Origin of the sequence: Nocardioides sp. NPDC127514, assembly GCF_040302125.1 — a bacterium.
Taxonomy (GTDB): Bacteria; Actinomycetota; Actinomycetes; order Propionibacteriales; family Nocardioidaceae; genus Nocardioides.
Window position 1 is genome coordinate 66,312 of record NZ_JBEORF010000034.1, and the last position, 24,892, is coordinate 91,203.

The following is a 24,892-nucleotide window of genomic DNA, read 5'->3' on the forward strand; positions in this document are numbered from 1 at the left end:
CGGCACGCGACGCTGGCGTCAGCCTAGTCGACGTTGAGGAGCTTCTGGCGCACGGCGTACATGACCGCCTCCATGCGCGAGTGGGCCTGGAGCTTCTCCAGGATGTTGCGTACGTGGTTCTTGACGGTGTTCTCCGAGATGAACAGCCGCTTGGCGATCTCGCGGTTGTTGAGACCCTTGGCGACCAGGCCGAGGACCTCGAGCTCGCGGTCGGTGAGCTTCGGGCCGGGGACCGGGGATCGGTCCGGCCGGGACATCTGCTTGAACTCCTCCATCAGCTTGACCGCCATGGAGGGGCTGATCAGGGACTGGCCGTCGGCGACGACCCGGATCGCCTGGGCGACCTGGTCGATCGAGGAGTCCTTGAGGAGGTAGCCCATCGCGCCGGCCTTGACCGCGTCGTAGAGGTCGGCCTCCTCGTCGGAGACGGTCAGCATGATGATGTTGGCCGAGGGGACGGCCTCCTTGATGGCGACGCAGGCCTCCAGCCCGGTCTGCTTCGGCATGCGTACGTCGAGCAGCACGACGTCCGGAGCGGAAGCCGCGGCGCGCTCGGTGCCTTCGATGCCGTTGGTCGCCTCTCCAATGACCTCGATACCGGGTTCGCTCGCGAGCAGCGCGACCAGGCCCCTTCGGAAGAGCTCCTGGTCGTCGACAACCAAGACGCGGACCGGCTCACGATCGGCACCAGATGTAGATGACACGAATGCATCATGGCACGTAACTGATGATGACAAAGAGAATGGCCGGGACTCATCCATCTGAGGGATGGATAAGTCCCGGCCGACGTGCTTACGAGCGGTTGCCCGTCACAGCCGTCAGACGAGGTCTGCGCGGTTGAGCGCGATCACCCCGTAGTCGTATCCCCGCCGACGGTAGACGACCGCCGGCCGCATCGAGTCCTTGTCGATGTAGAGGTAGAAGTCGTGTCCGACCAGCTCCATCTCGTAGAGCGCCTGGTCGAGCGTCATCGGCTCCGCGGTGTGCGTCTTCTCCCGGACCACCAAGGGCCCCTCCCCCGTCACCGTGATCGGACCGACCTGGTGCTCGCGTACCGTCTCCTCCTCGAACTGCTCGGACTCGGACGTCGTGCCCAGGCCGTCGGGCTCGATGCCCGCGAGTGCCTGTCCGACGGATACCGGCGTACGACGGCCACGGTGGACTCTGCGGCGGTCGGCGGCCCGGCGCATCTGGGATGCCATCTTGTCGACAGCCAGGTCCAGCGCCCCCATCTTGTCCTCGGCACACGCCTCGGCCCGGATGACCGGACCCTTCGAGTATGCGGTGAGCTCGACGTGTACGGCGCCCTTGTGCTGGCGCGGGTTGGGCTCGTTGTCGACCTCCACGTTGATCCTGATGATGCGGTGGTCGTGCTTCTCGAGCTTCGCGAGCTTCTCTGCTACGTGAGCGCGATAGCGGTCTGAGACCTCGGCGTTGCGAGCCGTGACGACAACTTCCATCGGTACCTCCCGGTGTTTCGGGGTTGGCGGGATCCCGGACGGTCAGCGCATGTGACCTCCGGGGTACGGAGTCCGCCCGGCCGACCTGGTCTTCGACCCCACAATCGCCTGCTGAGGCTTAGCGGCTTGGTGCCACTCCACCTTCTCCCTGCTGGTTCCCGTATCTGACGGGAGAGCAAGGGCAGGACTTATCTCTAAGCCGCACCGTGATCCCCTTGCCCCAAGATCTGGGTGCGTAGGGTTACGTGGACCGTTTCGCCTGCGACTGGCATCGGCTTGCCGCTCGGATGCCCGCAATGCGGACCTCTCTGCGACGCAACCACGGACCCAGGCGGACTCCATGTAGTGACGGTAGTTCGCCGATCTGCCCCACGAAAGGCCTTCAACAGAATTACATGACGGTTTCCTACATTTGAACGCGAGACCGACGCTGGGTGGCCGCCACGGTCGCAATCGCTTTCACCCCGAGACCGACCGATTCCAGCGCTCGTTGAGCCTCCCGAGCGGTCGCGCCGGTGGTGATCACGTCGTCGCAGACGATGAGGGTCGCTCGTGGGATCTTCCGGGCAAGTGTCCGGATGCCGGACGCGGGACAGGTGATCGAGCCGTCGAGGTTGGCCCGTCGCTGCCGGGAGTCGAGGCCGGCCTGGTCCGCGACGCCGGGTCTGGTGCGGAGCAGCTGATGATGACGTACGCCGAGCCCGTGGCGCCTCAGCAGCGCGGCGGCCCCGCGCGTGATCGCCGCGGTGCTGTCGAGGCCGCGCTCACGCACGGAGGCGGGACGTGACGGGACCGGGACGAGGACGGTCGGGCCGGCTCCGGTCGTCGCCATCGCCTCGAGGACGGAGAGCGCGAGCAGGCCGGCCAGCGGCCTGCGGAGGCCGAGGAGCTGGTGTTCCTTGAGACCGATGACGAGCTGCTTCAGCGTGTCGTCGTAGGGCCCTGCCGCGAAGACCGGGGCGATGCCCGGCGGCGCCGGGCTCGGCGGGCTCGGCCGGGCCGTGTCCGGGAGGTCGGCCCGGCAGTCGTGGCAGAGCAGCCTGCCCGGTCGCCGGCAGCCGACGCAGCGGCCGCCGACGACCAGGTCGTGCCAGGCGTCGGCAAGGTCCATGTGGCCGAGTCGATCAGGGTGCGCTCGACGGGGCAACCAAGGGCTGCGTACCTGTGGATAAAGCTGTGGAGAGTCAGCCCTGGTAGGTGACGTCGGAGAGATCGGAGGGCAGCCCCAGGTCGAACCTGTCGAGGGGGTCCAGGAGGGTCCAGCCCGAGATCGCGTAGAGGCGGGCCGAGGCCACCGGGGAGCCGACGACGCCGGTGACCCGGTCGCTGAGGGTGTAGCGCTCGCCGCTGGGGGCACCGTCGAGCGAGACCGACTGGAAGAGCGCGGTCGAGCTGATCTGCTGGACCGCGACGATGGTGGTCGGCGAGGTCCAGGCGATGTCGGTGACCCGCATCGTCGCGGAGTCCGGGTGCGGCAGCAGCACGGCCGACGTCGAGGTGGTGATCTCGCCCTTCGAGCTGGCCTGCAGGCGGCTGACCACGATCCGGTCCGAGGACTCCCCGTCGATCACCGCCACGAACCGGGTGCCGTCGCGGGAGACCAGGAACCGGGTCACGTTCTCCCCGGTCACCCCGGGTATGGCGACGCGGACGCGGCGGTCGCCGTCGACGTACATCACCCGGGCGCCGGTCGAGTCCTTGTCGACCAGCCACAGCCGGCCGGCGAGGTCCCAGGAGGGCCTCAGCAGCCGGGTGCCCTTCACCGGAGCCCTGGTCAGTTCGCCGTCGCTGGTCAGCTGGCCGACGACGACGCCGGTGCGGTCGGCGGTGATCGCCGCGGCGGTCGAGCCGTCGGCGTCGACGGCGACATCGGTGACGCCGTGAGACTTCGCCCAGCCGCCGAGCACCGGCACCCACGGGTCGCCGTTCTCGCCGGTGCTCGTCACCAGCGCTCCGCCACGGAGCGCATAGAGGTCGACCCTGGCGGTGTTGCCGTTGGGGTCGTAGCCGCCGCCGCTGTCGACGTTGAACGTCTCGCCGTAGCCCGGCAGCACTACCGGCTCGCCGTCGATCGTGAGCCGGATGCGCTCCACGCTGGCGTCCTGCCGCAGGGTCCAGGCCAGCTGGGCGCCCATGAGCTGGAGCTCCTCGGAGCTGTGGTCCTTCAGGTCACCGGCGAGGTCGACCTCGGCCACCCCGTCGCGTACGTCCACCGAGCGGGGCTCGTCCGCCTCGGGCGGGAGCGCGCTGCGGATCACGCCCTGCGCCTCCTCCCCCGGGCCGCTCAGCAGGCTGGAGACCAGGGTGGTGGCGTAGGAGTTTCCCTTGGGGGCGAAGATCGGCTCCGGCACCAGGGTGTGGCCGGTCGGTTCGACGTAGTAGAGGTTGCTGCGGGCGAAGTGGGTCAGGAACCAGTCCTCCTCGACAACCAGGGCGTTGGGGGCCGCGCTGATCCGCCACTCGCCCTCGGCGCGGGTCAGCTCGAAGTCGAGGATCGCCTGCGACGCGGCCAGCTTGCCGCGCCACACGCCTCGTTCGTCGAGCCAGCCGGCGTCCTCCAGCTCCACCGACACCCGCGGCGAGGAGCTGACGTGGCTGCCGAGCTCGCCGTAGACCAGGGTGCGGCCGGCCGGTGCCCAGTTCATCGCCGCGTCCTTGGTGAGGTAGCGGCGGGCGTAGGCGGTGCTCATCGGGGTGGCCTTCATCGCGTCGAGGAACCCGTCCACGATCTCGCCCGGCGACGCTCCCGCGCGCGGGGCGCCGGGGTTGTAGGGAATGACCTCCTCCTGCGCGTCCGGCGCGGCCAGGTCGACGCTCTGGACGGGCCCGGAGTCGGGCACGCCCGAACATGCCGAGACGAGGAGCGCGAGCGCGGCCAGGAAGACGGCGAAGACGGGTCTCACGATGCCTCCAGGGTGTCGCGGGCGTCCGCCGGGACGAGCGGGAGCGGGCTGTGCCGCAGCGCCGCGCCGGCATAGCGCGGAAGCGTGAGGCGGAACTGCGCACCCTGGTCCGGGCGGCCCCAGGCCTGCAGCCAGCCTCCGTGGAGATGGGCGTCCTCGAGAGAGATCGACAGGCCCAGGCCGGTGCCGCCGCTGGAACGGTCCCGGGCGGGGTCGGCACGCCAGAACCGGTTGAAGACCAGGGCGGTCTCCCCCGGGGCCAGCCCGACACCGTGGTCGCGCACGGTCAGCGCCGCCGCGTGCTCGTCGCTGTCGATCCGGATGGTGACGGTCTGCCCCACCAGAGCATGGTCGGTGGCGTTGGCCACCAGGTTGCGTACGATCCGCTCGACCCGGCGATGGTCGACCTGGGCGATGCACGGATGGCTCGGAGCGACGACCTTCAGCTCGATGTCGCGCTTGTCGGCGAGCGGCGTGTAGGCCTCGACGACGGCGTGGGCCAGCGCGGTCAGGTCGGTGTCGTAGAGGTCGAGCACGGCCGCGCCGGCATCGAAGCGGCTGATCTCGAGCAGGTCGCTCAGGAGCGTCTCGAACCGGTCCAGCTCGGTCTGCAGCAGCTCGGCCGCCCGGGCCGTCGGGGCGTCGAAGGTGTCCCGGGCCTCGTAGAGGACGTCGCTGGCCATGCGTACGGTGGTGAGCGGCGTACGGAGCTCGTGGGAGACGTCGGAGCTGAACCGTCGCTGCACGCGGGAGAGGTGCTCGAGCTGGCGGATCTGGTTCTGCAGCCCGCTGGCCATCTGGTTGAACGAGAGCGCCAGGCCGGTGAGGTCGTCCTCGCCGTGGACGACCATCCGCTCTTCCAGGCGGCCGGCGGCGAGCCGCTCGGCGGTCCTGCGGGCGATCCGGATCGGCGTGACGACGTGGCGGGTCACGATCCAGCTGCCGACACCGATCAGCAGGATCAGGATCGCACCGGCGGCCAGCAGCCCGCGGGTGATGACGCCGAGCGTCTCCTGCTCCTGGTCCATCGGGAAGAGGAAGTAGATGTTGTACGTGTCGTCGTGCAGCTCCAGCTGCGACCCGATCACGATGCCGGGGGTCGAGGATCGCTCGCCGTCGTCGTAGGAGATCTGGGTGTAGGTCCAGGCCGGCTCGGCGCGGATCGTCTGGAAGCGGTCCTCGAGGGCGCGCGGGACGCTGCGTACGTCCACACCGGGTGTCCACTCGACACCGTCGTCGCTGATCCGGCCGGAGGTCGAGGTCACCGGTCCGGCCATGACGACGCCGTAGCCGCGCGAGACGCTGCGCTGGATGATCGGGTCGCCCAGGTCGTTGCGCTGCAGCGGGGTGCCGCCGTTGGCGCCCGAGGTCTCCGCGATGCTCGAGCGGGCCGCGGAGAGCTCCTCGGAGGCCTCCGCCTTCGCCGCGGCGACCCGGTCCTGGACCAGCTCGTCGCCGATCTGCTCGAGCAGGATCAGCCCGACCAGGCTGACGGCGGCCGCAGTGAGGAGCACGGTGTAGACCACGACGCGGGTCTGGATCGACCGGCGCCAGGTGGTCAGGAGCTTCTTGGGCGTCCGGGCAGTGGTGCGGACGACCTGCTGGAGTGTCACACGGGCCCTGCCTTGTAGCCGACGCCGCGGACGGTGACGACGATCTCGGGGTTCTCCGGGTCGTGCTCGACCTTGGAGCGCAGCCGCTGGACGTGCACGTTGACCAGCCGGGTGTCAGCAGCGTGACGGTAGCCCCACACCTGCTCCAGCAGCACCTCGCGGGAGAAGACCTGGTGAGGCTTGCGGGCCAGGCACTCCAGCAGGTCGAACTCCAGCGGCGTGAGCTGGATCTGCTCCTCGCCTCGGGTCACCTGGTGGCCCGCCACGTCGATGGTGAGGTCGCCGATCTCCAGCACCTCCGGCACGGCGTCGCCGTGCCTGCGCACCCGCGCCCGGATCCTCGCGATCAGCTCCTTGGGCTTGAACGGCTTGACCACGTAGTCGTCGGCCCCCGACTCGAGCCCGACCACCACGTCCACCGTGTCGCCCTTCGCGGTGAGCATGACGATCGGCACACCCGACTCCTTGCGGATCTGCTTGCAGACCTCGATGCCGTCCATCCCGGGAAGCATCAGGTCGAGCAGCACCACGTCGGGCTTGTAGTCGTGGAACGCCGGCAGCGCCATGTCACCGCGAGCGACGAGCTGTGAGTCGAACCCCTCTTGTCTCAGCACGATCGCAAGCATCTCGCTCAGCGAGGCATCATCATCGACGACGAGGACCTTTCCCTTGGCGGGCTGGTCGGGAGCACTGCGATCGGCCATGTGTCCGATTCTGTCACCCAGTGCGTGCGACGCGTCACATGAGCCACCCCACAACGCGCGAGTCGGCCCGTCCTGACCCGATTCCCTGCCGAGTCGGCTCGTCATGACGAGCCGACTCGGCGAGGTTCTCGGTCAGAACGAGCCGACTCGGCGAGGGTGGATCAGTAGCGGTAGTGGTCCGACTTGTAGGGACCCTCGACCGGGACACCGAGGTAGTCGGCCTGAGCCTTGTTGAGCTCGGTGAGCTCGACACCGAGGGCGTCGAGGTGGAGGCGGGCGACCTCCTCGTCGAGCGCCTTGGGCAGGACGTAGACGCCGATCGGGTACTCGTCGGTCTTGGTGAAGAGCTCGATCTGCGCCAGCGTCTGGTTGGTGAACGAGTTCGACATCACGAAGCTCGGGTGACCGGTGGCGTTGCCCAGGTTGAGCAGGCGACCCTCGGAGAGCACGATGATCTTCTTGCCGTCGGGGAAGATCCACTGGTGGACCTGCGGCTTGATCTCGTCCTTGACGATGCCCGGGATCTTCGCGAGGCCGGCCATGTCGATCTCGTTGTCGAAGTGGCCGATGTTGCCGACGATGGCCTGGTTCTTCATCTTCTCGAAGTGCTCGACCCGGATGATGTCGAAGTTTCCGGTCGTGGTGATGAAGATGTCGGCGGTCTCGACGACCGACTCCAGGCGGCGGACCTCGTAGCCGTCCATCGCCGCCTGCAGCGCGCAGATCGGGTCGATCTCGGTGACGATGACGCGAGCACCCTGGCCGCGCAGCGACTCCGCGGAGCCCTTGCCGACGTCGCCGTAGCCGCAGACGACCGCGACCTTGCCGCCGATCATCACGTCGGTGGCGCGGTTGATGCCGTCGATGAGCGAGTGGCGGCAGCCGTACTTGTTGTCGAACTTGGACTTGGTGACCGAGTCGTTGACGTTGATCGCCGGGAAGAGGAGCGAGCCCTCCTTGAACCGGTCGTAGAGGCGCAGGACACCGGTGGTGGTCTCCTCGGTGACGCCCTTGATGCCGTTGGCGATGTTGGTCCAGCGCTGCGGGTCGTTCTTCAGCGAGCGGTCGAGGACCCGGAGGACCTCCTTGAACTCCTCGTTGTCGGTGGAGTCCTGGCCCGGCACGGCGCCGGCCTTCTCGAACTCGACACCCTTGTGGACGAGCAGCGTGATGTCGCCGCCGTCGTCGAGGAGCATGTTCGGACCGACCTTGTTGCCGTCGGCGTCGGTGAAGTCGAAGACCTTCTCGGCCTCGTCCCAGTACTCCGCCAGGGTCTCGCCCTTCCAGGCGAAGACCGGGGTGCCCTGGGGGTCCTCGGCGGTGCCGTTGCCGACGACGACGGCAGCGGCGGCGTGGTCCTGGGTGGAGAAGATGTTGCAGGTGGCCCAGCGCACGTCGGCGCCGAGCGCGGTCAGCGTCTCGATCAGTACGCCGGTCTGGATCGTCATGTGCAGCGAGCCGGCGATGCGGGCGCCCTTGAGCGGCTGGTCCTTGCCATAGCGCTCGCGCATGGCCATCAGGCCCGGCATCTCGTGCTCGGCGAGGGAGAGCTCCTTGCGGCCGAACTCGGCCAGGCTCAGGTCGGCAACCTTGTAGTCCATGGTTATTCCTTACCGAAGTTAATGCGGGCCTGCGTCGCGCATCTGCGCATCAGCGGGATCTCCCACGCAGGTTCTTCTCAGACTACAAGCGGCCCTCGGCCCCTGCGGTAATCCTGGACGGCAAACGCCAGGCCAACATCAACGGACAAGCGCCCGCCGAACCCGCCTCGGATCAGTGGCTCTTCTTGAACGGCAGCAGGTGGAGTACGCCGACCACGATCGCTCCGACGATGAGTCCGACGAGCGCGGAGAAGAAGGTGTTGACCAGCCAGCCGGCGGCCGCGCCGACGGCACCGAGGGCGTGGTGGACCTCCTCCTCGAGGTGGTGCACGGTGTCGTAGGGCCATGCCCAGCCGGGGTGGCCGGCGGCGAGGCCGTTGACGTCATGGACACCGACCAGGATCAGGTGGCCACCGACCCAGAGCATCGCGACGGTGCCGACGATCGAGATCACGGTGAGCACCTTCGGCATCGCCGAGACCATGCCCAGGCCGAGCCGCTGGGCGAAGGCACCGGGGCGCTGGGAGAGCGACAGGCCGGCGTCGTCCATCTTCACGATCAGGGCGACCACGCCGTAGACCACGATCGTGATCAGGAACGCGACCGCCACCAGGGCGCCGAGGCGCATCCAGAAGCCCTGGTCGATGACCTCGTTGAGCGCGATCACCATGATCTCGGTGGAGAGGATCAGGTCGGTGCGTACGGCGCCCGAGATCATCGTCTTCTCGGCCTCGGGCCCTTCCAGAGCGACCGGCGTCTCGTGGGCCTCCTCGTGCGGCCGGACCCATTCCAGGACCTTCTCGACGCCCTCGTAGGCGAGGAAGGCGCCACCGACCATCAGGATCGGGGTGATCGCCCAGGGCGCCCACTGCGCCAGGATCAGCGCCACCGGAAGGATGATCAGCAGCTTGTTGCGCAGCGAGCCGAGCGCGATCTTCTTGATGATCGGCACCTCGCGCTCGGCGGCGATGCCGTGGACGTACTGCGGGGTCACCGCGGTGTCGTCGATGACGACGCCTGCGGCCTTGGCCGAGGCCTTGCCGGCAGCAGCGCCGACGTCGTCGACGGACGCAGCCGCCAGCTTGGCGATGGCGGCTACGTCGTCGAGGAGTGCGAAGAGTCCGGCGCTCATGGTCGGAACCTTATCGGGTGGGGTCGGCTACTCGACGCCCTGCTCCCGGAACCGCTCCGAGAGCGGGTACTCCTTGAAGTAGTCGGTCTTGATCCGCAGCCAGTCCCCGTTGACGATCATCTCGTCGATCGCCTCGTCGGCTTGCTCCCTGAGCCCGTCGCCCTTGCGGAAGACGAAGGCGATGGGGGCCTTGTCGGACGGAAAGACGATCCGCTCCTCCATCGGGATCGGGGCCTTCTTGATCAGGCCCTCGGTGAACGGCGCGTCGTAGAAGAACGAGTCCGCCTTGCCCGCCGCGACCGCCTCGAGCGCAGCCGCCTCGTTCTTCCGCTTCACGATCTCGGCCTTGGGGAAGCGAGCCTTGAGGATGCTCTCCTGCGCGGTGCCGTCCACGATGGCGACCCTGGTGCCGTTGACGTCCTTGAGCTTCTTGATCGGGGAGTCCTTCGGAGTCGTGAAGGACAGGTACGTCACGAAGTAGGGGTGCGAGAAGTCGTAGGCCTTCTGGCGCTCCTCGGTGACGCTCACCTGCGAGGCGATCATGTCGATCTCGCCTTCGTCGAGCGCGGTGAACAGGTCGGCGAAGTCCATCGGGATGAACGACGGCTTGATGCCGAGCGACTCGGTGACGCCGAGGGCGACCTCGTAGTCGAAGCCCTTCGCGGTGGAACCATCGGTGTAGTAGACCGGCGGGCTGTCCAGCACACCGATCTTGAGCTGGCCGTCATCGGCGGCGCTGCTGCGCCTGGCGGAGGAGGGGCCGGTCGTCTCAACCGTGTTGGAGACCACGATCAGGATCACCAGAAGGGTGACCGCGCCCGCAAGGATGAACTTCAGGGATTTCATACGACGTCCTGGGTGGGGGGAGGGGTGCGCCGAGACACTGCCGACCCGACCGGAGTCGGGCCAGCGGGCATCGTAGGCTACTGGACTTCAGGCGCCCCAAAGTGGGGCGAGCCGGGTCAGGCTCAGGCGCCCTTGTCCTTGAAGACCTCCGAGAGCGGGTACTCCTTGAAGTACTCCTTCTTGATCTTCAACCACTGCCCATCGAGGATCATCTCCTCGAGGACCCCGTCGATCGTCGCCTTGCGCGCGTCACCCTTCTGCATGACGAACCCGATCGGAGCGTCGTCCGCCGGGTAGACGATCGCCTCCTTCAACGTGATCGGCGCCCGGCCGATGATCGGCGCGGTGTAGGGCGCGTCGTAGAAGAACGCGTCGGCCTCACCGGTCTCGATCGCCTTGACCGCGGAATCCTCGTCCTTGGCCTTGATGACGTTGACGTTCTCGTACTGCTCGTCGAGGTAGCGCTCGTGGATGGTGCCCTCGACGACAGCGATGTTCTTACCGTTGACGTCCTCGCGCTTCTTGATCGGCGAGTTCTCCGGGGTGAGGAAGGACAGGTAGGTGACGAAGTAGGGCGCGGTGAAGTCGAAGTCCTGCTTCCGCTCCGCGGTCTCGGTGACCTGGGCGCCGATCATGTCGATCTCACCGGCCTCGAGCGCGGTGAAGAGGTCGCTGAAGTCCATCACCACGAACTCCGGCTTGGCACCCAGACCCTCGGCGACGCCGAGCGCCATCTCGTAGTCGAATCCCTTGGTCACGCCGTCGACCTTGTAATAGGCGGGCTCGGTGCCATCGACACCGATCCGCAGCGTTCCTCCTGCGGAGGCACTCTTCTCGTCGGTCGCTTTCGGGGCTGGGTCGGCGAAGTAGCCGCCGATCACCAAGACCCCCAGGAGGGCCAGGGCGCCGGCGACGACAAACTTGATGTGATTCATGCGGAAGTCCTGTGTTTTCGGGATGGTGGGGCATGCCCGTCACGTCGGCGCCGAGAATCCGAGACGTGCTGGCCAAGAGTGGCCGGACGATGTTGCATCAAACACCTGTCTGCTCCCTCGCGTCCAGGTTTTCGACCATCGATGTCACGATCTGTCACGATCCGTGACCGAACCTTCACCGCACTGCGTGACACAGATCACGCGCATCGTTCACCTTCGAGAGCCCGCCTCAGGCGAACGCAACCAAACACAAACACCCGCGTCTCAGGCACCCTTTTCCCTGAAGACCTCGGAGAGTGGGACCGCCTCGAAGTAGTCCGTCTTGATCTTCACCCACTCCCCGTTGAGGACCATGTCCTCGATGACCTCGTCGATCTGCTCCTTGCGCTGATCACCCTCCCGAACCACGAACCCGATCGGGGCGTTCTCGGCCTGATAGACGATCGGCTCGATCAGCGGGATCGGCGCGCCCTTGATGACCGACTGCGAGTAGGGAGCGCCGTAGAAGAACGCGTCGGCCTCGCCCCGCCCCATCGACCTGACCGCGGCGTCCGCGTTCGGAGTCTTGATGACGGTGACGTCCTCGTACTGCTCGTTGAGGTAGCGCTCCTGGACGGTGCCCTCGACGACGGCGACCTTCTTGCCGTCGATGTCGTCGCGGCTCTTGATGGTCGAGCCCTTCGGGGCGAGGAAGGACACGTACGTCACGAAGTACGGAGCGCTGAAGTCGTACTTCCGCTCCGCCTCGTCGGTCTTGGTGACCTGGGCGCCGATCATGTCGATCTTGCCCGCCTCGAGGGCCGGGAAGAGCTCGTTGAAGTCCATCTCCACGAACTCCGGCTGCGCACCCATGCCCTCGGCGACGCTGCGCGCCATCTGGTAGTCGAAGCCCTTGGTGACTCCGTCGACCTTGTAGTACGACGGCTCCGCGCTGTCGACGCCGATCCGGAGGGTCCCGCCGGCCGCGGCGCTCGCCTCGTCGGTCGCAGGCGGCGCGGGGTCGGAGAGTCGTCCACTGAAGACGATCGCGCCTAGGAGGGCAAGGGCACCGACGACGACGAACTTGGTCTGGCTCATGGGAGGGGGATCCTGTTCCAGGGAGGGGGCCAGCCTTCGATGTGGCTGAATTGTTGCCAAATCGAACAGCGGTCCACACCGCGACGTCCAGGGTCTTCAACCCATAACGAGACGTCGCCAACACCCCTGACCGTGCCATATGAGCCAGATCACACGGTTCTGTCCGTGATTCGGAATCAACCGTCGCTAACGAGACCCAAACGAAGATACTCCGCGGAGTATGTGCCCTGGAGGAGCAGGGACGCGTAGCGGGCGACCTCCGTGGTCGCGTTCGCCTCGACGACCTCCACCCGTACGCCGCGCGTGTCCGCGGCCTCGGTGAGCAGGCGTCGCTGCTCGACCATGATCGGATCGGTCGCGCCGTCGTCGAGGATGACCAGGACGGGACGTACGGACGCCTCCTCCTCGGCGAAGGGGTCGTCGAAGACGTTGCGCGGCCGCGCCGCCTCGAGGACCGGGAGCAGGTCGTCGGCGTCACCGGCGATGGCACCGCGGCCGCTGGCCCGGCGCAGGTTCTCGGCGACCCGTCGGGCAGCGCGGGCGGCGAGGACGGAGCCACCCCACACCACCGGGAGCGAGTCGGCCAGCGAGATCGCCAGGATCTTGCCCGGGTTGACCGAGATGTCGCGGTGCGGCGAGCAGGCGGTGGCGACGTCGTCGAGCGCGTCGGCCACCTTGTCCGCGTCGGCCTCCGGGCCGAGCCCGACCGAGTTGAGGTAGGTGAGCATCAGGATCGCCATCGCGAGCGTGTCGCCGCCCTCGACCGGGAGCAGCGTGCTGTCGCGCCCCTCGGCGTGCTGGGCGACCAGCGACTTCTCCGGGGCGGCCACGACCAGCTGGGCGCCACGGCGGACGGCCTCGGCGGCGGCCGAGGCCTCACCCGGGTCGGAGCCGGTCGGAGCCAGCACGACCACGAGGTCGAGGCTCCCGGCCCAGCCGGGCAGGCCCGGGGCGGGCCAAGCGACGAACGGCACCGGGCAGAACGGCTCGAGGACGGCGCGGAGCAGGCGCGAGTCGGGACCCGCCGCGACGACGGCCCGGGGTCGGCCGGTCTCTGCGGCGCGGCGTACGGCCTCCTGCAGGGGCTCTGCGGCACCCGCAGCCTCCCGGCGGACCCGGGCTCCGGACTCGGCCAGCGAACGCAGCAGCAGGTCGATACCGGCCAGCGCCCGCTCGTCGTCCAGCCTGGACTCGTCGAACCAGGTCATCGCGGCCTCACCCCTCCGTTGGCTGAGCCTTGGTGGGACGGGCCTCGTCGATGAGGAGGACGGGGATGCCGTCACGGACCGGGTAGGCAAGGCCGCACTCCCCCTGGCAGACCAGCTCGCTGTCGGCCTCGACAGGCAGGAGGTCGCCGTGGCACTGCGGACAGACGATGATCTCGAGCAGCTTCTCGCTCAGGCCCAGGGCGCTCATGAGACGGTTTCCTTTCGAATGATCGCGAGCGCCTCGTCGCGCACGCGCTCCATGGTGGGTGTGTCCTTGCCCTCCGCGTTGAGCCGCAGCAGCGGCTCGGTGTTGGAGGCGCGTACGTTGAACGACCAGTCCGCGTGGGAGAGGGTCAGGCCGTCGAGCTTGTCGACGGTGACACCGTCGCGCCCGGCGTACGCCTTCTCGATCTCGGCCACCGTGGCGGCCTGGTCGGGGACGGTGGAGTTGATCTCGCCGCTCATCGGATAGCGAGCGTAGTCGGCCAGCAGCTCGCTCAGCGGCTTGTCGGTCTCGGCGAGGGCGGCGAGGACGTGCAGCGCGGCGAGCATGCCGGAGTCGGCGCGCCAGAAGTCACGGAAGTAGAAGTGGCCGCTGTGCTCCCCACCGAAGGCCGCCTCGGACTCGGCCATCACGGCCTTGATGTAGGAGTGGCCGACGCGGGTGCGTACCGGGGTGCCGCCGAGCTCGCTCACGATCTCCGGAACCGCGCGCGAGGTGATCAGGTTGTGGATGATCGTCGCGCCCGGCTCCTGGGCCAGGGCACGCTCGGCGATCAGCGCGGTGATCGCGCTCGGGCTGACCACCTCGCCCTTCTCGTCGACCAGGAAGCAGCGGTCGGCGTCGCCGTCGAAGGCCAGGCCGGCGTCGGCGCCGGTCTCGCGCACCTTCGCCTGCAGGTCGACCAGCGTGGTCGAGTCGAGCGGGTTGGCCTCGTGGTTGGGAAAGGTGCCGTCGAGCTCGAAGTACATCGGGATCAGCTCGACCGCCTCGGCGCCCAGGCGGCCGAAGACCGCGGGTGCGGTGTGGCCGGCCATGCCGTTGCCGGCGTCGGCGACGATGGTGAGCCGGCGACCCTTGACCGGGGCCAGACCGAGCAGGTGCGCGGCGTACGCCTCCAGCACATCCGTCTCGCTGATGCTGCCGGCGACGTCGGCGATCGGGGCCTCACCGGAGATGACCAGATCGCGGATCTCGTCGAGCCCGGTCTCGGCGCCGACCGGGACCGCGTTGGCTCGGCACAGCTTGATGCCGTTGTACTGCGCCGGGTTGTGGCTGGCGGTGAACATCGCGCCCGGAAGGCCGAGGTGACCGGAGGCGAAGTAGAGCTCGTCGGTCGAGGCCAGCCCGATCATCGTCACGTCGGCACCGGCCTCGGTCGCACCTTCGGCGAAGGCCCCCGAGAGCACCGGGGAGCTCGGGCGCATGTCGTGGCCGACGACGATCTCGCCGCCACGCGCGCCGACGACGTGCACGAAGGCCCGCCCGGCGAGTCGGGCGAGGTTCTCGTCGATCTGGTCAGGGACGGTGCCACGGACGTCGTACGCCTTGAAGACGGCGTTGGCGATGTCGGGGTCGACTCTCTCCGGCATGTCCGGAACTCTAGTCGTCCTACTCCGACGTCAGCACGCGGAGGTGCCCGCGGCGGGTGCCGCCGGGGCGGGGCTGGCCCTTGTCGAACCCAGTGTTCGCCCCCGGCTCGTCGGCGTCGTCTTGCACGGGCGCCCCGACGGGTCCTCGCGGGGACGGAGCCGGCGGCCTCGCGGCCTCACGGACGGCATCGGCCAGAGCCAGCAGGTCATCGCCCTTGGGCTGCGGGTCGACGGGCTCACGAGCCAGCCTGACGACCTCCCAGCCCCGAGGCGCGGACAGCCGCTCGGCATGCTCCTCGCACAGGTCATAGGCATGCGGCTCGGCATAGGTCGCCAGCGGGCCGAGAACGGCCGTCTGGTCGGCGTACACATAGGTGAGCGTGCAGACGGCTTGACGCTGGCAGGCGGTACGCGAACAACGACGAGCAGTCACGGGTGAACCGTACTCCCCTGAGGCCAGCCGCGCAGTTAGGCTCGCGTACATGACCAGGCACAGGGATCGACACGGCCGTGGGAGACGCGGCCCGATGGCCGTCCCGACCGACCCGAAGGTGCCGGTCCTGCGCACCCGCCGCGAGCGCTTCGACGACATCGCGCTCGCCATCGTCACCGAGATCGACGCTCGCTGGCAGTCACGGCTGGGCCTGATCGAGTACGCCGTCGAGGAGTCTCCGGACATCCCCAAGGAGTGGACCGTCGAGGACCACATCCCGCTCGGTTCGCTCGAGCGCGGCGCGGGCGCGAAGCCCGCGCGGCTGGTGATCTACCGGCGGCCGATCGAGCACCGCTGCCATACTCGCTCCGAGGTCGAGGCGATGGTGCTCATGGTCGTGGTGGAGCAGGTCGCGGACCTGCTCGGGATCTCGGCCGAGGATGTCGATCCGCGCTACCAGCCTTGACCGGTCTTCGTACTGGCACGGTTGGGTGCTGAGTATTTGGGGTTGGGCTGGGCCGCCGACCCGTTCTTCGAGGGTCTTCTCGACCTGGCCCGGAGTCAAGGACGGCCTGCGGCCGCCGGCTGGCGCCGGCCGCTTCGCGGTCCTTGACACCGGACCATGTCGAGAAAGATTTTGGCTGGCTATCGGGGCGGCGGCCCGGGTGTGGCCACGGCACACGCACCCACGGCAGGTGACCGCTCCACTCCGAGATCAGACATGGGGTCTCCGGGTGGAAGAGAATTTTCTTTCACCCGCCAACCCCACCCCCGGGCCAGGCTCCCTCTGAGGCGAACGAAAATTCGTTCGCCTCCCCAACCCATCTGCCGACCTGGTCCCCGGGCGGAAAGAAAATTCCTTCCGCCGGTCGGCTCATCCCAGATCCCAAGCCCCTACCCAACCCACATCGCTGCGCCAAACCCCAACCACCAATAGACGCCCACAAGACGAGCGCCGAAAATGGAACGCTCAGGGCTCCAAAGGCAACGGCAACCCCGGAGCAACCCCAGCAGTCCGTACCTCCGAGCGCAACGGCCGGAACGGGACGACCGCGTCGCCATCGCCGCTCATCACCACGGCCGCATTGATCTCGACACCCGCAGGCACGAGCTGGATCAGCGCTGCCTCCGCGGGCACCTCGACCTCGGCACCCAGCCCAGGACCGACCTCGACGGACTTGGCCTTGAGCGCCTTGCCCTTCGCGGTCATCGGGACCACCTTGACGGTGCCGCTGGTCCCGGTCTTGGCGACTGGACCGGAGATCAGGACCCGCTTCTTGCCGACGCCGCCGCCGGCCGGGACGACCACTGCGGTCGGCTCCGAGATCGTCTCGGTGGCCGTGGTGATCGCGACGTCGCCGCCGTCGACCGAGCGCATCGCGGTGGCGACCGGGCCGGTGGCGACGATCTCGACGCCGTACGCGTCACCGGCGCTGTCCTTGCCGAGCAGCTTGGTCAGGTCGACCTGCGTCTGCCCGTTGGGCGGCACGCTGATCTCCGGAGCGCCCTCGGGGGTGAGTACGTTCTTCGGGGTGAGCAGGCGCAGCTCGGCGCTCACCTGGGCGTCGCCCGGGTTGATGACGGTGAGGGTGCGGCTCGCGGACTTGTTGGGGTAGCCGACCAGCAGGTTGGTCTCGGCCGGCGTCGACTGACCCGGGAAGTAGTCCTCGGTGCCACGCTGCGTCTCGAGCGCGACGGCACGGTCGCGGACCATCACCCCGGCCTGGCCGCGTACGACCGTGGTCTTCAGGGAGAGCTCGCCCTTGCGCGGGATCACGTGCAGCAGGTCGAAGGTGCGAGTGGTGTTGCCGGGGATCGCGACGCCGCGGAGGTCCTCGGGGACAGCCACCACGCCCTTCTCGTCGTAGAGCGAGATGTCGACCGTGGCCGCACCGCTGTTCGGGTTGGTGAGCTCGAGGACCGAGTTGTGGGTGGCGCCCGCACCGACGCCCGGGAACCAGGCCTCCGCCTGCGGGGGCAGGCAGCCCGTCGCCGCGAGCGGTTTGGTCGTCGAACGTCCGGCGACCAGGCCGGGCGCGACCTCCTTGCCCGCCTTGACCACGACCGAGCCGGGCTTGACCGACGCGCTGGTGACCTTGCCGGACGCCACGGTGGTCTCCGCGCCCTTGCCCGCGCCGGGGCCGCTCAGCGTGACCTTGCCGGACCCCTCGGCAGCGTTGGTGACGGTGACCTGGTCGGCGCCGGACTTCGGCTTGCCGGGGCACACCACGGTGGCCGCCGTCGGCGCACTGCTTTCGGCGGCCAGCTTCGGCTGCTCCCACTGGTGGGGCCGGTTGAGCAGCAGCGCGACGGCCATCGCACCGACCAGACCCAGTGCCACCAGCACGGTGTTGTCGCGGCGACCGCGCTGCCTGCGTACGCGGCGCAGCCGGGGTCGCGCAGCGGCAGCCGCCGCGGCGGCTGCCGCCATCCGTCCGCCCTTGGCGCGCTCGTGCTGTGACTCCTGCTGGGCCTCCGGCTCCTCCACCCGCATCTCGTCGGCGGTCGGCCAGGCCTCGAACTCCGGCTCGAAGCCACCCCGGAACTCGCCGGTCTGATAGTCGCCCTCGTACGCCGGCGGATAGCCCGTCTGGGCGAGCATCTGTCCCGTCTCCGGGCCCGGCACGTAGGGCTCCTGGGCGTAGAGCTGCTCCGGGGTGTAGCCCTCGGGCGGCGTCTGGGCCGTCTGCCCCGTGTACGGGTCGGCGAACGGGTCCAGCATCCACGGCTCCTGGCCGTAGACGTCGTCGGCCTGCGGCTCGTGCGAGCGGTCGTAGGGGTCTCGTGAGTGACTCATGCCGACTCCCTCCTCTGGATCAGCGTCGGCAGGCACAGGACCAGGACCACGAACAGCCCGATCCCGGCCAGGACCAACAGGATCGTACGGATGATGGATTGCGACTCGGTCACGCCCGGGTCGCTCGGCTCGGAGTCGAGCAGCCAGGCACGCGTCGAGCGCTCGACGGTGCTCGCCTGGGTCACCGAGCCGGAGGCGTCGATCCCCTCGGCGACCGAGGAGTCGGCCGGGCCGGGCATCACGATGTAGGCCACGCCCTGGGCGGCCAGATCACCGATCACCGCGTCGTCGGGGTCGGCGGCCAGGCGGCGTACGACTCCGGTGAGCTCCTCGGAGCCACCGGCGACCTGCGCGATCTCGTCCTCACCGAGGGTGATCCCGTCGTTGCGCAGCACGGCGTAGCGGAGGCCGTCGTCGACCGAGCCGCGAAGCACGAGGACGCCGTCCTCCGGACCGAGCGTGGTCGAGGTCGGGTCGAGCATGTAGGAGGGCACTCCGGTGTGGCCGAGGGCCCGGGTGTTGTCGGTGAGGTCGCCGGTGCCGGCGTAGACGAACCAGCCGAGGCTGCCGACGACGCCCACCGCCGCGACCGCAGCGGCCGCGCCGACCATGACCTTCCGCAGCCCACTGAGACCGTCGAGGATGGCGCCCTGGGCGCCCAGCACCGCCGCGACCACCGCGAACCCCTGGATGGCGACCAGCGGGAAGCCCCAGCCGACCCGGGCGATGCCGGCGTCGAGCGGGATCGGGATCCAGGACAGCAGCATCGTGACGACCGCCGTCGCAACCGCGCCGATCCAGCAGACCATGACCGGGATCCGGGTGCGGCTCGGGATCAGCGCGAGCACGGCGAGCAGCGGCAGCGCCAGGCCCAGCCACCACGGGGCACCGAGATCGGCACCGTCGAGGCCGGTCAAGCGGCCCACGAGCAGGTCGAAGCCGCCCGCGGCCGGGGCCGGCAGCCGGCCCGGGTCGAGCAGCAGTGCAGCCCAGCCGCCGGAGAAGAGCGCCGGCAGCCACCACGGAAGCAGCAGCCCGACCGGCGTCGCGATCGCCGCGGCGGGCGGACCCCACTGGTCGCGGTCACTGAGCACGGCGGGCATCAGCCGGCGGGCGACGATGAAGATGACCGCCGCGAAGACGGCCGCCACCAGGAAGGCCATCGGCGCGAAGGCGGTGATGACGGTGAGCAGCAGGCCGGTGCGCCAGCCGGCGCGCCAGCGGCGGTCGGCGACGGGGTCGCTGAAGCCGAGCGCGGCGTGGGCGAGCCAGGGCAGCAGCGCGCCGACCACGACCGCGCCGATCCGGCCGTCACCGAAGGCACCGCTGACATAGGGAACCAGGGCGTAAGCCGTCGCACCCCACAGCAGCAGCCAGCGAGGGGCGCCGAGGTGGCTGATCAGCCGGCCCGCGACCCGCAGCAGCCGCCACGCACCGCCGAGCGCGATCGGGAAGCTGAGCAGCATGACGGCGGTGACCGCCAGGCTCGGGTTGCCGCCGAGGAACGTCGCGAGCACCGCCAGCGGGAAGACGTGCGGCGGCGCGGGCACGCCGGTGCCCTGCGAGATCGCGTGCCACGACTCGAACTGCAGCTGCCACCAGTCGCCCACGTTCTGGGGCGTCGGTCCGAGGCCGCTGCCGGCCACACCGCCGAGCGCGGCACGTGCCCCGATGACCCCGAGGATGCCGACGACGACCAGGAGCACCGCGACCGGATTGGTGAACAGACGCACCAGCCAGCCGGTCTCGGCGGGGATCTCGTCCTCCTCCAGCTGGGCCCGCTCGGCCTGACGCTTGGCGGCGAAGGAGGCCGGATCGGCCTCGGCCTGCGCCATCTGGCGCCGCTCGGCGATGTCGGAGGCCTGCAGGGTGACCGCGGTGGCGACGTCGGAGACGAAGTCGAGTCCGTGGCGGTAGGGCAGCCAGGGCGGAGGCAGCAGCGCCTTGACCACGTCCTTGTCGGCGTGCGCCTGCTTCCGGCGACGCCGCTTGGCGAGCATGATCTGGCCGGTGTGGCCGTAGATCCAGCCCAGCGCGGCCAGGTCGTCGAGAGCGGTCCCGGGGTCGCGCACCAGGATGAAGCCGAGCATCCGCCACAGGGTCTGGAAGAAGAACCTGATCATCCACAGCGCCAGCGTCCCCGGCCGGCCGTTGACCAGCAGGGTGTAGAGCGCGGCCCGCCGCTCCTGATAGTGGATCCGGCGACCGGTCAGCTGCGTCTTGCGTACGCCGCGGTGGGCCGCCTCCACGTGGAAGACGACCGCGTCCGGGACGGCGATGGTCGTGAAGCCGGCGTTGGCGGCCCGCCAGCCGAGGTCCATGTCGGTGCCGAGGACCGGGAGGTGCTTGTCGAAGCCGCCCAGGTATTCGAGGACCTCGCGGCGGATCAGCATGCCGGCGGTGTTGACGGCCAGGACGCGGCGTACCTCGTCGTGCTGGCCCTGGTCGTACTCGCCCCGCTCCAGGCCGGTCTCCCGGGCTCCGGTGACCGAGATCGAGACACCGAGCTCGAGCATCCGGCGCAGCGAGGGCCACTCCCGGATCTTGGGGCCGAGGATGTCGGCCTCCGGGTATTCGGCGGCGGCGTTGAGCAGGGTCGAGAGCGCGTGCGGGTCGGGGGTGGAGTCGTCGTGGAGGAACCAGATCCACTCCGGCGGCTGAGCCGCCTGGTGGAGGATGGCGAGCGCCTCGTTGGCCGCGTCCGCGAACGTCGTCGACGCCGGGAGCTTGACCACCTGGGCGAAGGTCTCCTCCAGGATCTCGACCGACCTGTCGGTCGAGCCGGTGTCGATCGTGACGGCAAAGCTCACCGGAGCCTGCTGGTTCCTGATCCCGTCGATGACGGTCGGAAGCCAGCCGGCGCCGTTATGAGAGACGAGGACGAGGGCGACCGACGCATGCACGATCGGCAACCCTAGTGCCCAACTGGTGATAGACCGAATGGACCTGTCGAGCGATCGGCCAAGCCCCCGCAGGTATTTGTCCGGAAAAGATCAGCAGGCCCGGACCGTGAGGTCCGGGCCTTGCTGGCTCGTGCTTGGGTATTGCCTCAGACTGCGCGCTTCTTCAGCTTGCGGCGCTCTCGCTCGGAGAGTCCACCCCAGATTCCGAAGCGCTCGTCGTTGCCCAGAGCAGACTCAAGGCAGTCCTGGCGCACCTCGCAGGTCTGGCAGACCTTCTTGGCCTCCCGAGTCGATCCACCCTTTTCAGGGAAGAACGCCTCCGGATCCGTCTGCGCGCACAGGGCGCGCTCCTGCCAGCCCCCTTCGTCGGTGTCCGGCTCGAGGAGAAACAGCTCTCTCATCGTCTTTCCGACCTTTCGACCCTATTCAGCTTGTTTTCGGGACCGTGACCCCATCTTGGGCCAGTCACCTCACGCCATCGGCAGGTAACCGATCCCCCCGTTTTTTGCGGGTACTGCCCCTTGTTACGGCCTAGGCCGTCACTTTGATGCAGTTCCCCGCTGAAATCTTCCCGAGATTTTCAAGCGCTGTCGCCACCGCTATCGGTCCCCGTTTCAATTTCGAATCACACTGATGAAATTACATGCCTGTCGGTGCCACAAGTCAACCCTCAAATCTGCTAGGGCCGCTCTAACACAGGCTTTCCGCACCGGCTGGAGCAGGGTTGCTGGCCCCCGTCTGAGAGGCTAGGGCCATGCGTGACATCACCGTTCTCTCCGGCGGCCATGGTGGTTCGAAGTTCATCTCCGGGCTCCTCCACGGCATCTCTGCCGGCCGTGTCCCGGGCATTGAGGAAGATGCCCGGGTCACCGTGATCGCCAATACCGCCGACGATCTGTGGATGCACGGCGTCAAGGTCTGCCCCGACCTCGACACGGTGATGTACACCCTCGGCAACGGATTCGACCATGAGCGCGGCTGGGGCCGCAAGGCCGAGACGTGGTCGATCAAGGAGGAGCTCGAGGCCTACGAGGTCCCCGGCACCTGGTTCGGGCTCGGCGACCGCGATATCGCCACGCATCTCGTACGCACCCAGATGCTCGAGGCCGGGTTCCCGTTGTCGCAGGTCACCGCCGCGTTGTGCGAACGCTGGCTGAAGCCTGTATGGGGCGACCGCGTGCGGCTGCTGCCGATGACCGACGACCGTGTCGAGACCCACGTGGCGATCAAGGACGAGAATTCACCCAGTGGACTCTCAGTCGTTCACTTCCAGGAATACTGGGTACGTCTCCGGGCCGGCGTTCCCGTCGAGAAGCTGATCTTCGTGGGGCAGGACGAGTCGAAGCCGGGACCCGGGGTGATGGACGCGCTGCTGAAGTCCGACCTGGTGATCGTGCCCCCGTCCAACCCGGTCGTCTCGATCGGGACCATCCTCGGCGTACCCGGGATCCGGGAGGGCCTGGTCGCCACCTCGGCCCCCGTGGTGGGGATCTCGCCGATCATCAGCGGTCATCACGTACGCGGCATGGCGGAGCAGATGCTCGCCGCCATCGGCGTCGACGCGACCGCCGCCGGAGTCGGTCTGCATTATGGGACGCGGGGCTCGGGCGGGGTCCTCGACGGCTGGCTCGTCGACACCGCCGACGCCGACGCGGTCCCCTCGCTCACCGCGTCGGGGCTGAAGGCGGCCGCCGTGCCGCTGTGGATGTCCTCCGAGGACGCGACCGCCGACATCGCCGCTGCCGCGGTCGAGCTGATCCGATGACGGCGCCCATGAGCGGGCAGGGCATCACCGTCACCGCTCCCGACGGCGTACCCGAGGTGCGTAAGGGCGACGACCTCGCCGCCCTGCTCCTGGACGCCCTGGAGTCCCCGCTGGTCGACGGCGACATCGTCGTGGTCACCTCGAAGGTGGTCTCCAAGGCCGAGGGCCAGGTGCGCGAGGGCAACCGGGACGACGCGCTCCCCGGCGAGACGACACGGGTGGTGGCCCGACGCGGGCCCACCCAGATCGTGCGCAGCCGGCTCGGGCTGACGATGGCTGCCGCCGGGATCGACGCCTCCAACGTCGAGGCCGGATACATCGTGCTGCTCCCCCTGGACCCCGACGCCTCCGCGCGTGCCCTGCGCGCCACGTTCCTCGACCGCACCGGCGCTAACGTCGGGGTGATCATCACCGACACCGCCGGACGCGCCTGGCGCGACGGGCAGACCGACATCGCGATCGGCGCCGCCGGGCTCGAGGTGCTGGAGAGCTTCGCCGGCCAGGTCGACGCCTACGGCAACGACCTCGTCGTCACCGCCCCCGCCGTCGTCGACGAGATCGCCTCGGCGGCCGAGATCTCCCAGGGCAAGCTCGGCGCGCGGCCGTTCGCGGTCCTGCGCGGCCGGGCGGACCTCGTCCGCGAGCCCGGCGACGACGGGCCTGGAGCGAGCGCGCTCATCCGCCCCGAGGGGTCGGACTTCTTCGGCTTCGGGGCCAGGGAGGCCGTCGTACGCGCCCTGAAGGGTGCCGCCGAGGACCAGGCTCCGTTCGGTGCGCCGGCAGGCATCGAGGAGCTCTCCGCAGCCGTCGCGGAGGTGACCGGGACCACCCCCGTCCCGCACGGGGACGGGCTTCGGGTGGCCGGAGCCGATCCGGCGGTGATCGCCGCGCTGGCCTTCGCCCACGGCTGGCGATGCGAGCGCGAGGAGAATAATCACGGGGCAACTTCCCTTCTGCTACCACTGACCACCTAGAATCTGCGCGTCCCGACAAAAGACCCGAGGTACGCCGAACCGTGGCCAACAAGTCGCTCAACAAAGACCGCCGTGCGGTCATCAACGACATCCGCAAGAAGCAGGGCCGCGCAGAGCGCGTCCGAGGCTGGGCGATCATCGGTGTCTGCATCGCCTTCGCCGTCGTGATCATCGGCGCTGCCGCATGGACGCCGATCAGCGGCTTCATCAAGGACAGCGAGTACAAGGACGTCGCGCTGCAGGACATCGGGAAGAGCGCCAAGGCGGCCGGCTGCCAGAAGGTCACCGAGATGGCGGCCGACGGCAACCAGAACCACATCGCCACCGGCACCGAGCAGACCTACACGACTGCTCCCCCGGCGTTCGGACCGCACTGGAACGAGGCCAACGTGGCCCCGGCCGACATGTCGCGCAAGTTCTACACCGCCGGGGACCGCCCCGACCTCGAGGCGCTGGTGCACAACCTCGAGCACGGCTACACGATCGTGTGGTACGACGACACCGTCTCCGACGACGAGCTCGACGAGCTCCGCGCCATCGGCCAGAAGTTCTCCGGCACCTCCAACTTCCGCTACAAGTTCATCGCGGCTCCGTGGACCGCTGCCGACGCCAAGGAGACCGCGGTCGCCGGCGACAAGAAGACCGAGTTCCCCTCGGGCACCCACATCGCCATGACGCACTGGTACGCCGACGCCGCCAACCCGACCGAGGCGTCCACCCAGAAGGGCGTCTTCCAATACTGCGACGGCGTCTCCGGCGAGGCGATCAAGGACTTCATGGAGAAGTACCCCTACACCGACAGCCCCGAGGCCCAGGCCATGTGAGGCCCTGCCGAGTCGGCGCATCTGCCCCCGTGCCTCGCCACGCGATCCCCGCTGGCGTCGCGCACTCGGAGCCAGCCAGGTCTCCGCAACCAGCACTCGACGTCGCCGTCGCCCCGCGTCCGCC

Annotated in this window: 22 protein-coding genes; 4 read left to right on the plus strand and 18 right to left on the minus strand. The window is 68.8% G+C overall.

The genetic code is table 11. The features are described 5' to 3' along the window. Window positions 1-23 precede the first annotated feature (23 nt). The 15 genes from ABTX24_RS24435 to ABTX24_RS24505 all read right to left on the minus strand — a co-directional run bounded on the left by ABTX24_RS24435 (window position 24) and on the right by ABTX24_RS24505 (window position 15,505). Window positions 24-704: a response regulator gene (locus ABTX24_RS24435; protein ID WP_045547972.1), complete on the minus strand. Its 681-nt coding sequence runs from the start codon at window positions 702-704 to the stop codon at window positions 24-26. Window positions 705-818: 114 nt separating this feature from the next. Further along, window positions 819-1,460, minus strand: coding sequence for a ribosome hibernation-promoting factor, HPF/YfiA family (gene hpf, locus ABTX24_RS24440; RefSeq protein WP_160027314.1), 642 nt, complete (start codon window positions 1,458-1,460; stop codon window positions 819-821). Window positions 1,461-1,866: 406 nt separating this feature from the next. Beyond that, on the minus strand, window positions 1,867-2,571 hold the full coding sequence (locus tag ABTX24_RS24445; protein WP_160027312.1) for a ComF family protein: 705 nt from the start codon (window positions 2,569-2,571) through the stop codon (window positions 1,867-1,869). A gap of 73 nt (window positions 2,572-2,644) precedes the next feature. Beyond that, window positions 2,645-4,363, minus strand: coding sequence for an LpqB family beta-propeller domain-containing protein (locus tag ABTX24_RS24450; protein ID WP_350843302.1), 1,719 nt, complete (start codon window positions 4,361-4,363; stop codon window positions 2,645-2,647). Continuing rightward, entirely contained in the window at window positions 4,360-5,976 is a 1,617-nt protein-coding gene (gene mtrB / locus ABTX24_RS24455; protein WP_160027308.1) for an MtrAB system histidine kinase MtrB, read from the minus strand. Before mtrB ends, ABTX24_RS24450 begins: the two co-directional genes overlap by 4 nt. Continuing rightward, the gene (gene mtrA / locus ABTX24_RS24460; RefSeq protein ID WP_160027305.1) at window positions 5,973-6,680 is read right to left on the minus strand and encodes an MtrAB system response regulator MtrA; all 708 of its coding nucleotides are present in this window, start codon (window positions 6,678-6,680) and stop codon (window positions 5,973-5,975) included. The genes mtrB and mtrA overlap by 4 nt, the downstream gene beginning before the upstream one ends. 161 nt (window positions 6,681-6,841) lie before the next feature. Next, window positions 6,842-8,281, minus strand: coding sequence for an adenosylhomocysteinase (gene ahcY, locus ABTX24_RS24465; protein WP_201451226.1), 1,440 nt, complete (start codon window positions 8,279-8,281; stop codon window positions 6,842-6,844). A 172-nt stretch (window positions 8,282-8,453) separates the two neighbouring features. Next, on the minus strand, window positions 8,454-9,413 hold the full coding sequence (locus ABTX24_RS24470) for a DUF808 domain-containing protein (RefSeq protein ID WP_160027303.1): 960 nt from the start codon (window positions 9,411-9,413) through the stop codon (window positions 8,454-8,456). A gap of 27 nt (window positions 9,414-9,440) precedes the next feature. After that, the gene (locus tag ABTX24_RS24475) at window positions 9,441-10,259 is read right to left on the minus strand and encodes a substrate-binding periplasmic protein (protein ID WP_350843305.1); all 819 of its coding nucleotides are present in this window, start codon (window positions 10,257-10,259) and stop codon (window positions 9,441-9,443) included. Window positions 10,260-10,381: 122 nt separating this feature from the next. Beyond that, window positions 10,382-11,194: a substrate-binding periplasmic protein gene (locus ABTX24_RS24480; RefSeq protein ID WP_160027299.1), complete on the minus strand. Its 813-nt coding sequence runs from the start codon at window positions 11,192-11,194 to the stop codon at window positions 10,382-10,384. A gap of 264 nt (window positions 11,195-11,458) precedes the next feature. Then, window positions 11,459-12,271: a substrate-binding periplasmic protein gene (locus tag ABTX24_RS24485; protein WP_350843307.1), complete on the minus strand. Its 813-nt coding sequence runs from the start codon at window positions 12,269-12,271 to the stop codon at window positions 11,459-11,461. 176 nt (window positions 12,272-12,447) lie between these two features. Further along, window positions 12,448-13,479 (minus strand): SIS domain-containing protein, encoded by a 1,032-nt coding sequence (locus ABTX24_RS24490; protein ID WP_160027295.1) that lies wholly within the window; start codon window positions 13,477-13,479, stop codon window positions 12,448-12,450. 7 nt (window positions 13,480-13,486) lie between these two features. Further along, window positions 13,487-13,687 carry a Trm112 family protein gene (locus ABTX24_RS24495; protein WP_350715417.1) on the minus strand — a complete coding sequence of 67 codons (201 nt, stop codon included), beginning with the start codon at window positions 13,685-13,687 and terminating at the stop codon, window positions 13,487-13,489. Next, window positions 13,684-15,072 (minus strand): phosphomannomutase/phosphoglucomutase, encoded by a 1,389-nt coding sequence (locus ABTX24_RS24500; protein WP_350843309.1) that lies wholly within the window; start codon window positions 15,070-15,072, stop codon window positions 13,684-13,686. The genes ABTX24_RS24495 and ABTX24_RS24500 overlap by 4 nt, the downstream gene beginning before the upstream one ends. A 19-nt stretch (window positions 15,073-15,091) precedes the next feature. Continuing rightward, entirely contained in the window at window positions 15,092-15,505 is a 414-nt protein-coding gene (locus ABTX24_RS24505) for a DUF3499 domain-containing protein (protein WP_350843311.1), read from the minus strand. Between the two features lie 49 nt (window positions 15,506-15,554). Between ABTX24_RS24505 and ABTX24_RS24510 the strand changes: the two genes are divergently transcribed. Beyond that, window positions 15,555-15,971: a metallopeptidase family protein gene (locus tag ABTX24_RS24510; RefSeq protein WP_160027287.1), complete on the plus strand. Its 417-nt coding sequence runs from the start codon at window positions 15,555-15,557 to the stop codon at window positions 15,969-15,971. A gap of 504 nt (window positions 15,972-16,475) precedes the next feature. Here the strand turns inward: ABTX24_RS24510 and ABTX24_RS24515 are convergent. From ABTX24_RS24515 to ABTX24_RS24525, 3 genes are all read right to left on the minus strand, one after another. Further along, window positions 16,476-18,302: a DUF5719 family protein gene (locus ABTX24_RS24515; protein WP_350843313.1), complete on the minus strand. Its 1,827-nt coding sequence runs from the start codon at window positions 18,300-18,302 to the stop codon at window positions 16,476-16,478. Then, window positions 18,299-21,205 (minus strand): glycosyltransferase, encoded by a 2,907-nt coding sequence (locus tag ABTX24_RS24520; protein WP_350843315.1) that lies wholly within the window; start codon window positions 21,203-21,205, stop codon window positions 18,299-18,301. Before ABTX24_RS24520 ends, ABTX24_RS24515 begins: the two co-directional genes overlap by 4 nt. Before the next feature lie 146 nt (window positions 21,206-21,351). Beyond that, window positions 21,352-21,606, minus strand: a complete 255-nt coding sequence (locus ABTX24_RS24525; RefSeq protein WP_008361238.1) for a WhiB family transcriptional regulator — start codon at window positions 21,604-21,606, stop codon at window positions 21,352-21,354. A 353-nt stretch (window positions 21,607-21,959) separates the two neighbouring features. Between ABTX24_RS24525 and cofD the strand changes: the two genes are divergently transcribed. From cofD to ABTX24_RS24540, 3 genes are read left to right on the plus strand one after another with little or no spacing between them, the layout of a single operon-like run. Beyond that, window positions 21,960-22,970 (plus strand): 2-phospho-L-lactate transferase, encoded by a 1,011-nt coding sequence (gene cofD, locus ABTX24_RS24530; protein WP_350843317.1) that lies wholly within the window; start codon window positions 21,960-21,962, stop codon window positions 22,968-22,970. 8 nt (window positions 22,971-22,978) lie between these two features. Further along, window positions 22,979-23,944 carry a coenzyme F420-0:L-glutamate ligase gene (locus ABTX24_RS24535; protein ID WP_350843318.1) on the plus strand — a complete coding sequence of 322 codons (966 nt, stop codon included), beginning with the start codon at window positions 22,979-22,981 and terminating at the stop codon, window positions 23,942-23,944. Window positions 23,945-23,985: 41 nt separating this feature from the next. Continuing rightward, entirely contained in the window at window positions 23,986-24,768 is a 783-nt protein-coding gene (locus ABTX24_RS24540; RefSeq protein WP_350843320.1) for a DUF3105 domain-containing protein, read from the plus strand. Window positions 24,769-24,892 lie beyond the last annotated feature (124 nt).

Bases quoted from the DNA above. Each gene is read 5' to 3' on its own strand.
- hpf (WP_160027314.1), bottom strand. From the start codon at position 1,460: ATGGAAGTTGTCGTCACGGCTCGCAACGCCGAGGTCTCAGACCGCTAT.
- ABTX24_RS24445 (WP_160027312.1), bottom strand. From the start codon at position 2,571: ATGGACCTTGCCGACGCCTGGCACGACCTGGTCGTCGGCGGCCGCTGC.
- mtrA (WP_160027305.1), bottom strand. From the start codon at position 6,680: ATGGCCGATCGCAGTGCTCCCGACCAGCCCGCCAAGGGAAAGGTCCTC.
- ahcY (WP_201451226.1), bottom strand. From the start codon at position 8,281: ATGGACTACAAGGTTGCCGACCTGAGCCTGGCCGAGTTCGGCCGCAAG.
- ABTX24_RS24470 (WP_160027303.1), bottom strand. From the start codon at position 9,413: ATGAGCGCCGGACTCTTCGCACTCCTCGACGACGTAGCCGCCATCGCC.
- ABTX24_RS24475 (WP_350843305.1), bottom strand. From the start codon at position 10,259: ATGAAATCCCTGAAGTTCATCCTTGCGGGCGCGGTCACCCTTCTGGTG.
- ABTX24_RS24480 (WP_160027299.1), bottom strand. From the start codon at position 11,194: ATGAATCACATCAAGTTTGTCGTCGCCGGCGCCCTGGCCCTCCTGGGG.
- ABTX24_RS24485 (WP_350843307.1), bottom strand. From the start codon at position 12,271: ATGAGCCAGACCAAGTTCGTCGTCGTCGGTGCCCTTGCCCTCCTAGGC.
- ABTX24_RS24490 (WP_160027295.1), bottom strand. From the start codon at position 13,479: ATGACCTGGTTCGACGAGTCCAGGCTGGACGACGAGCGGGCGCTGGCC.
- ABTX24_RS24495 (WP_350715417.1), bottom strand. From the start codon at position 13,687: ATGAGCGCCCTGGGCCTGAGCGAGAAGCTGCTCGAGATCATCGTCTGT.
- ABTX24_RS24500 (WP_350843309.1), bottom strand. From the start codon at position 15,072: ATGCCGGAGAGAGTCGACCCCGACATCGCCAACGCCGTCTTCAAGGCG.
- ABTX24_RS24510 (WP_160027287.1), top strand. From the start codon at position 15,555: ATGACCAGGCACAGGGATCGACACGGCCGTGGGAGACGCGGCCCGATG.
- ABTX24_RS24515 (WP_350843313.1), bottom strand. From the start codon at position 18,302: ATGAGTCACTCACGAGACCCCTACGACCGCTCGCACGAGCCGCAGGCC.
- ABTX24_RS24525 (WP_008361238.1), bottom strand. From the start codon at position 21,606: ATGAGAGAGCTGTTTCTCCTCGAGCCGGACACCGACGAAGGGGGCTGG.
- cofD (WP_350843317.1), top strand. From the start codon at position 21,960: ATGCGTGACATCACCGTTCTCTCCGGCGGCCATGGTGGTTCGAAGTTC.
- ABTX24_RS24535 (WP_350843318.1), top strand. From the start codon at position 22,979: ATGAGCGGGCAGGGCATCACCGTCACCGCTCCCGACGGCGTACCCGAG.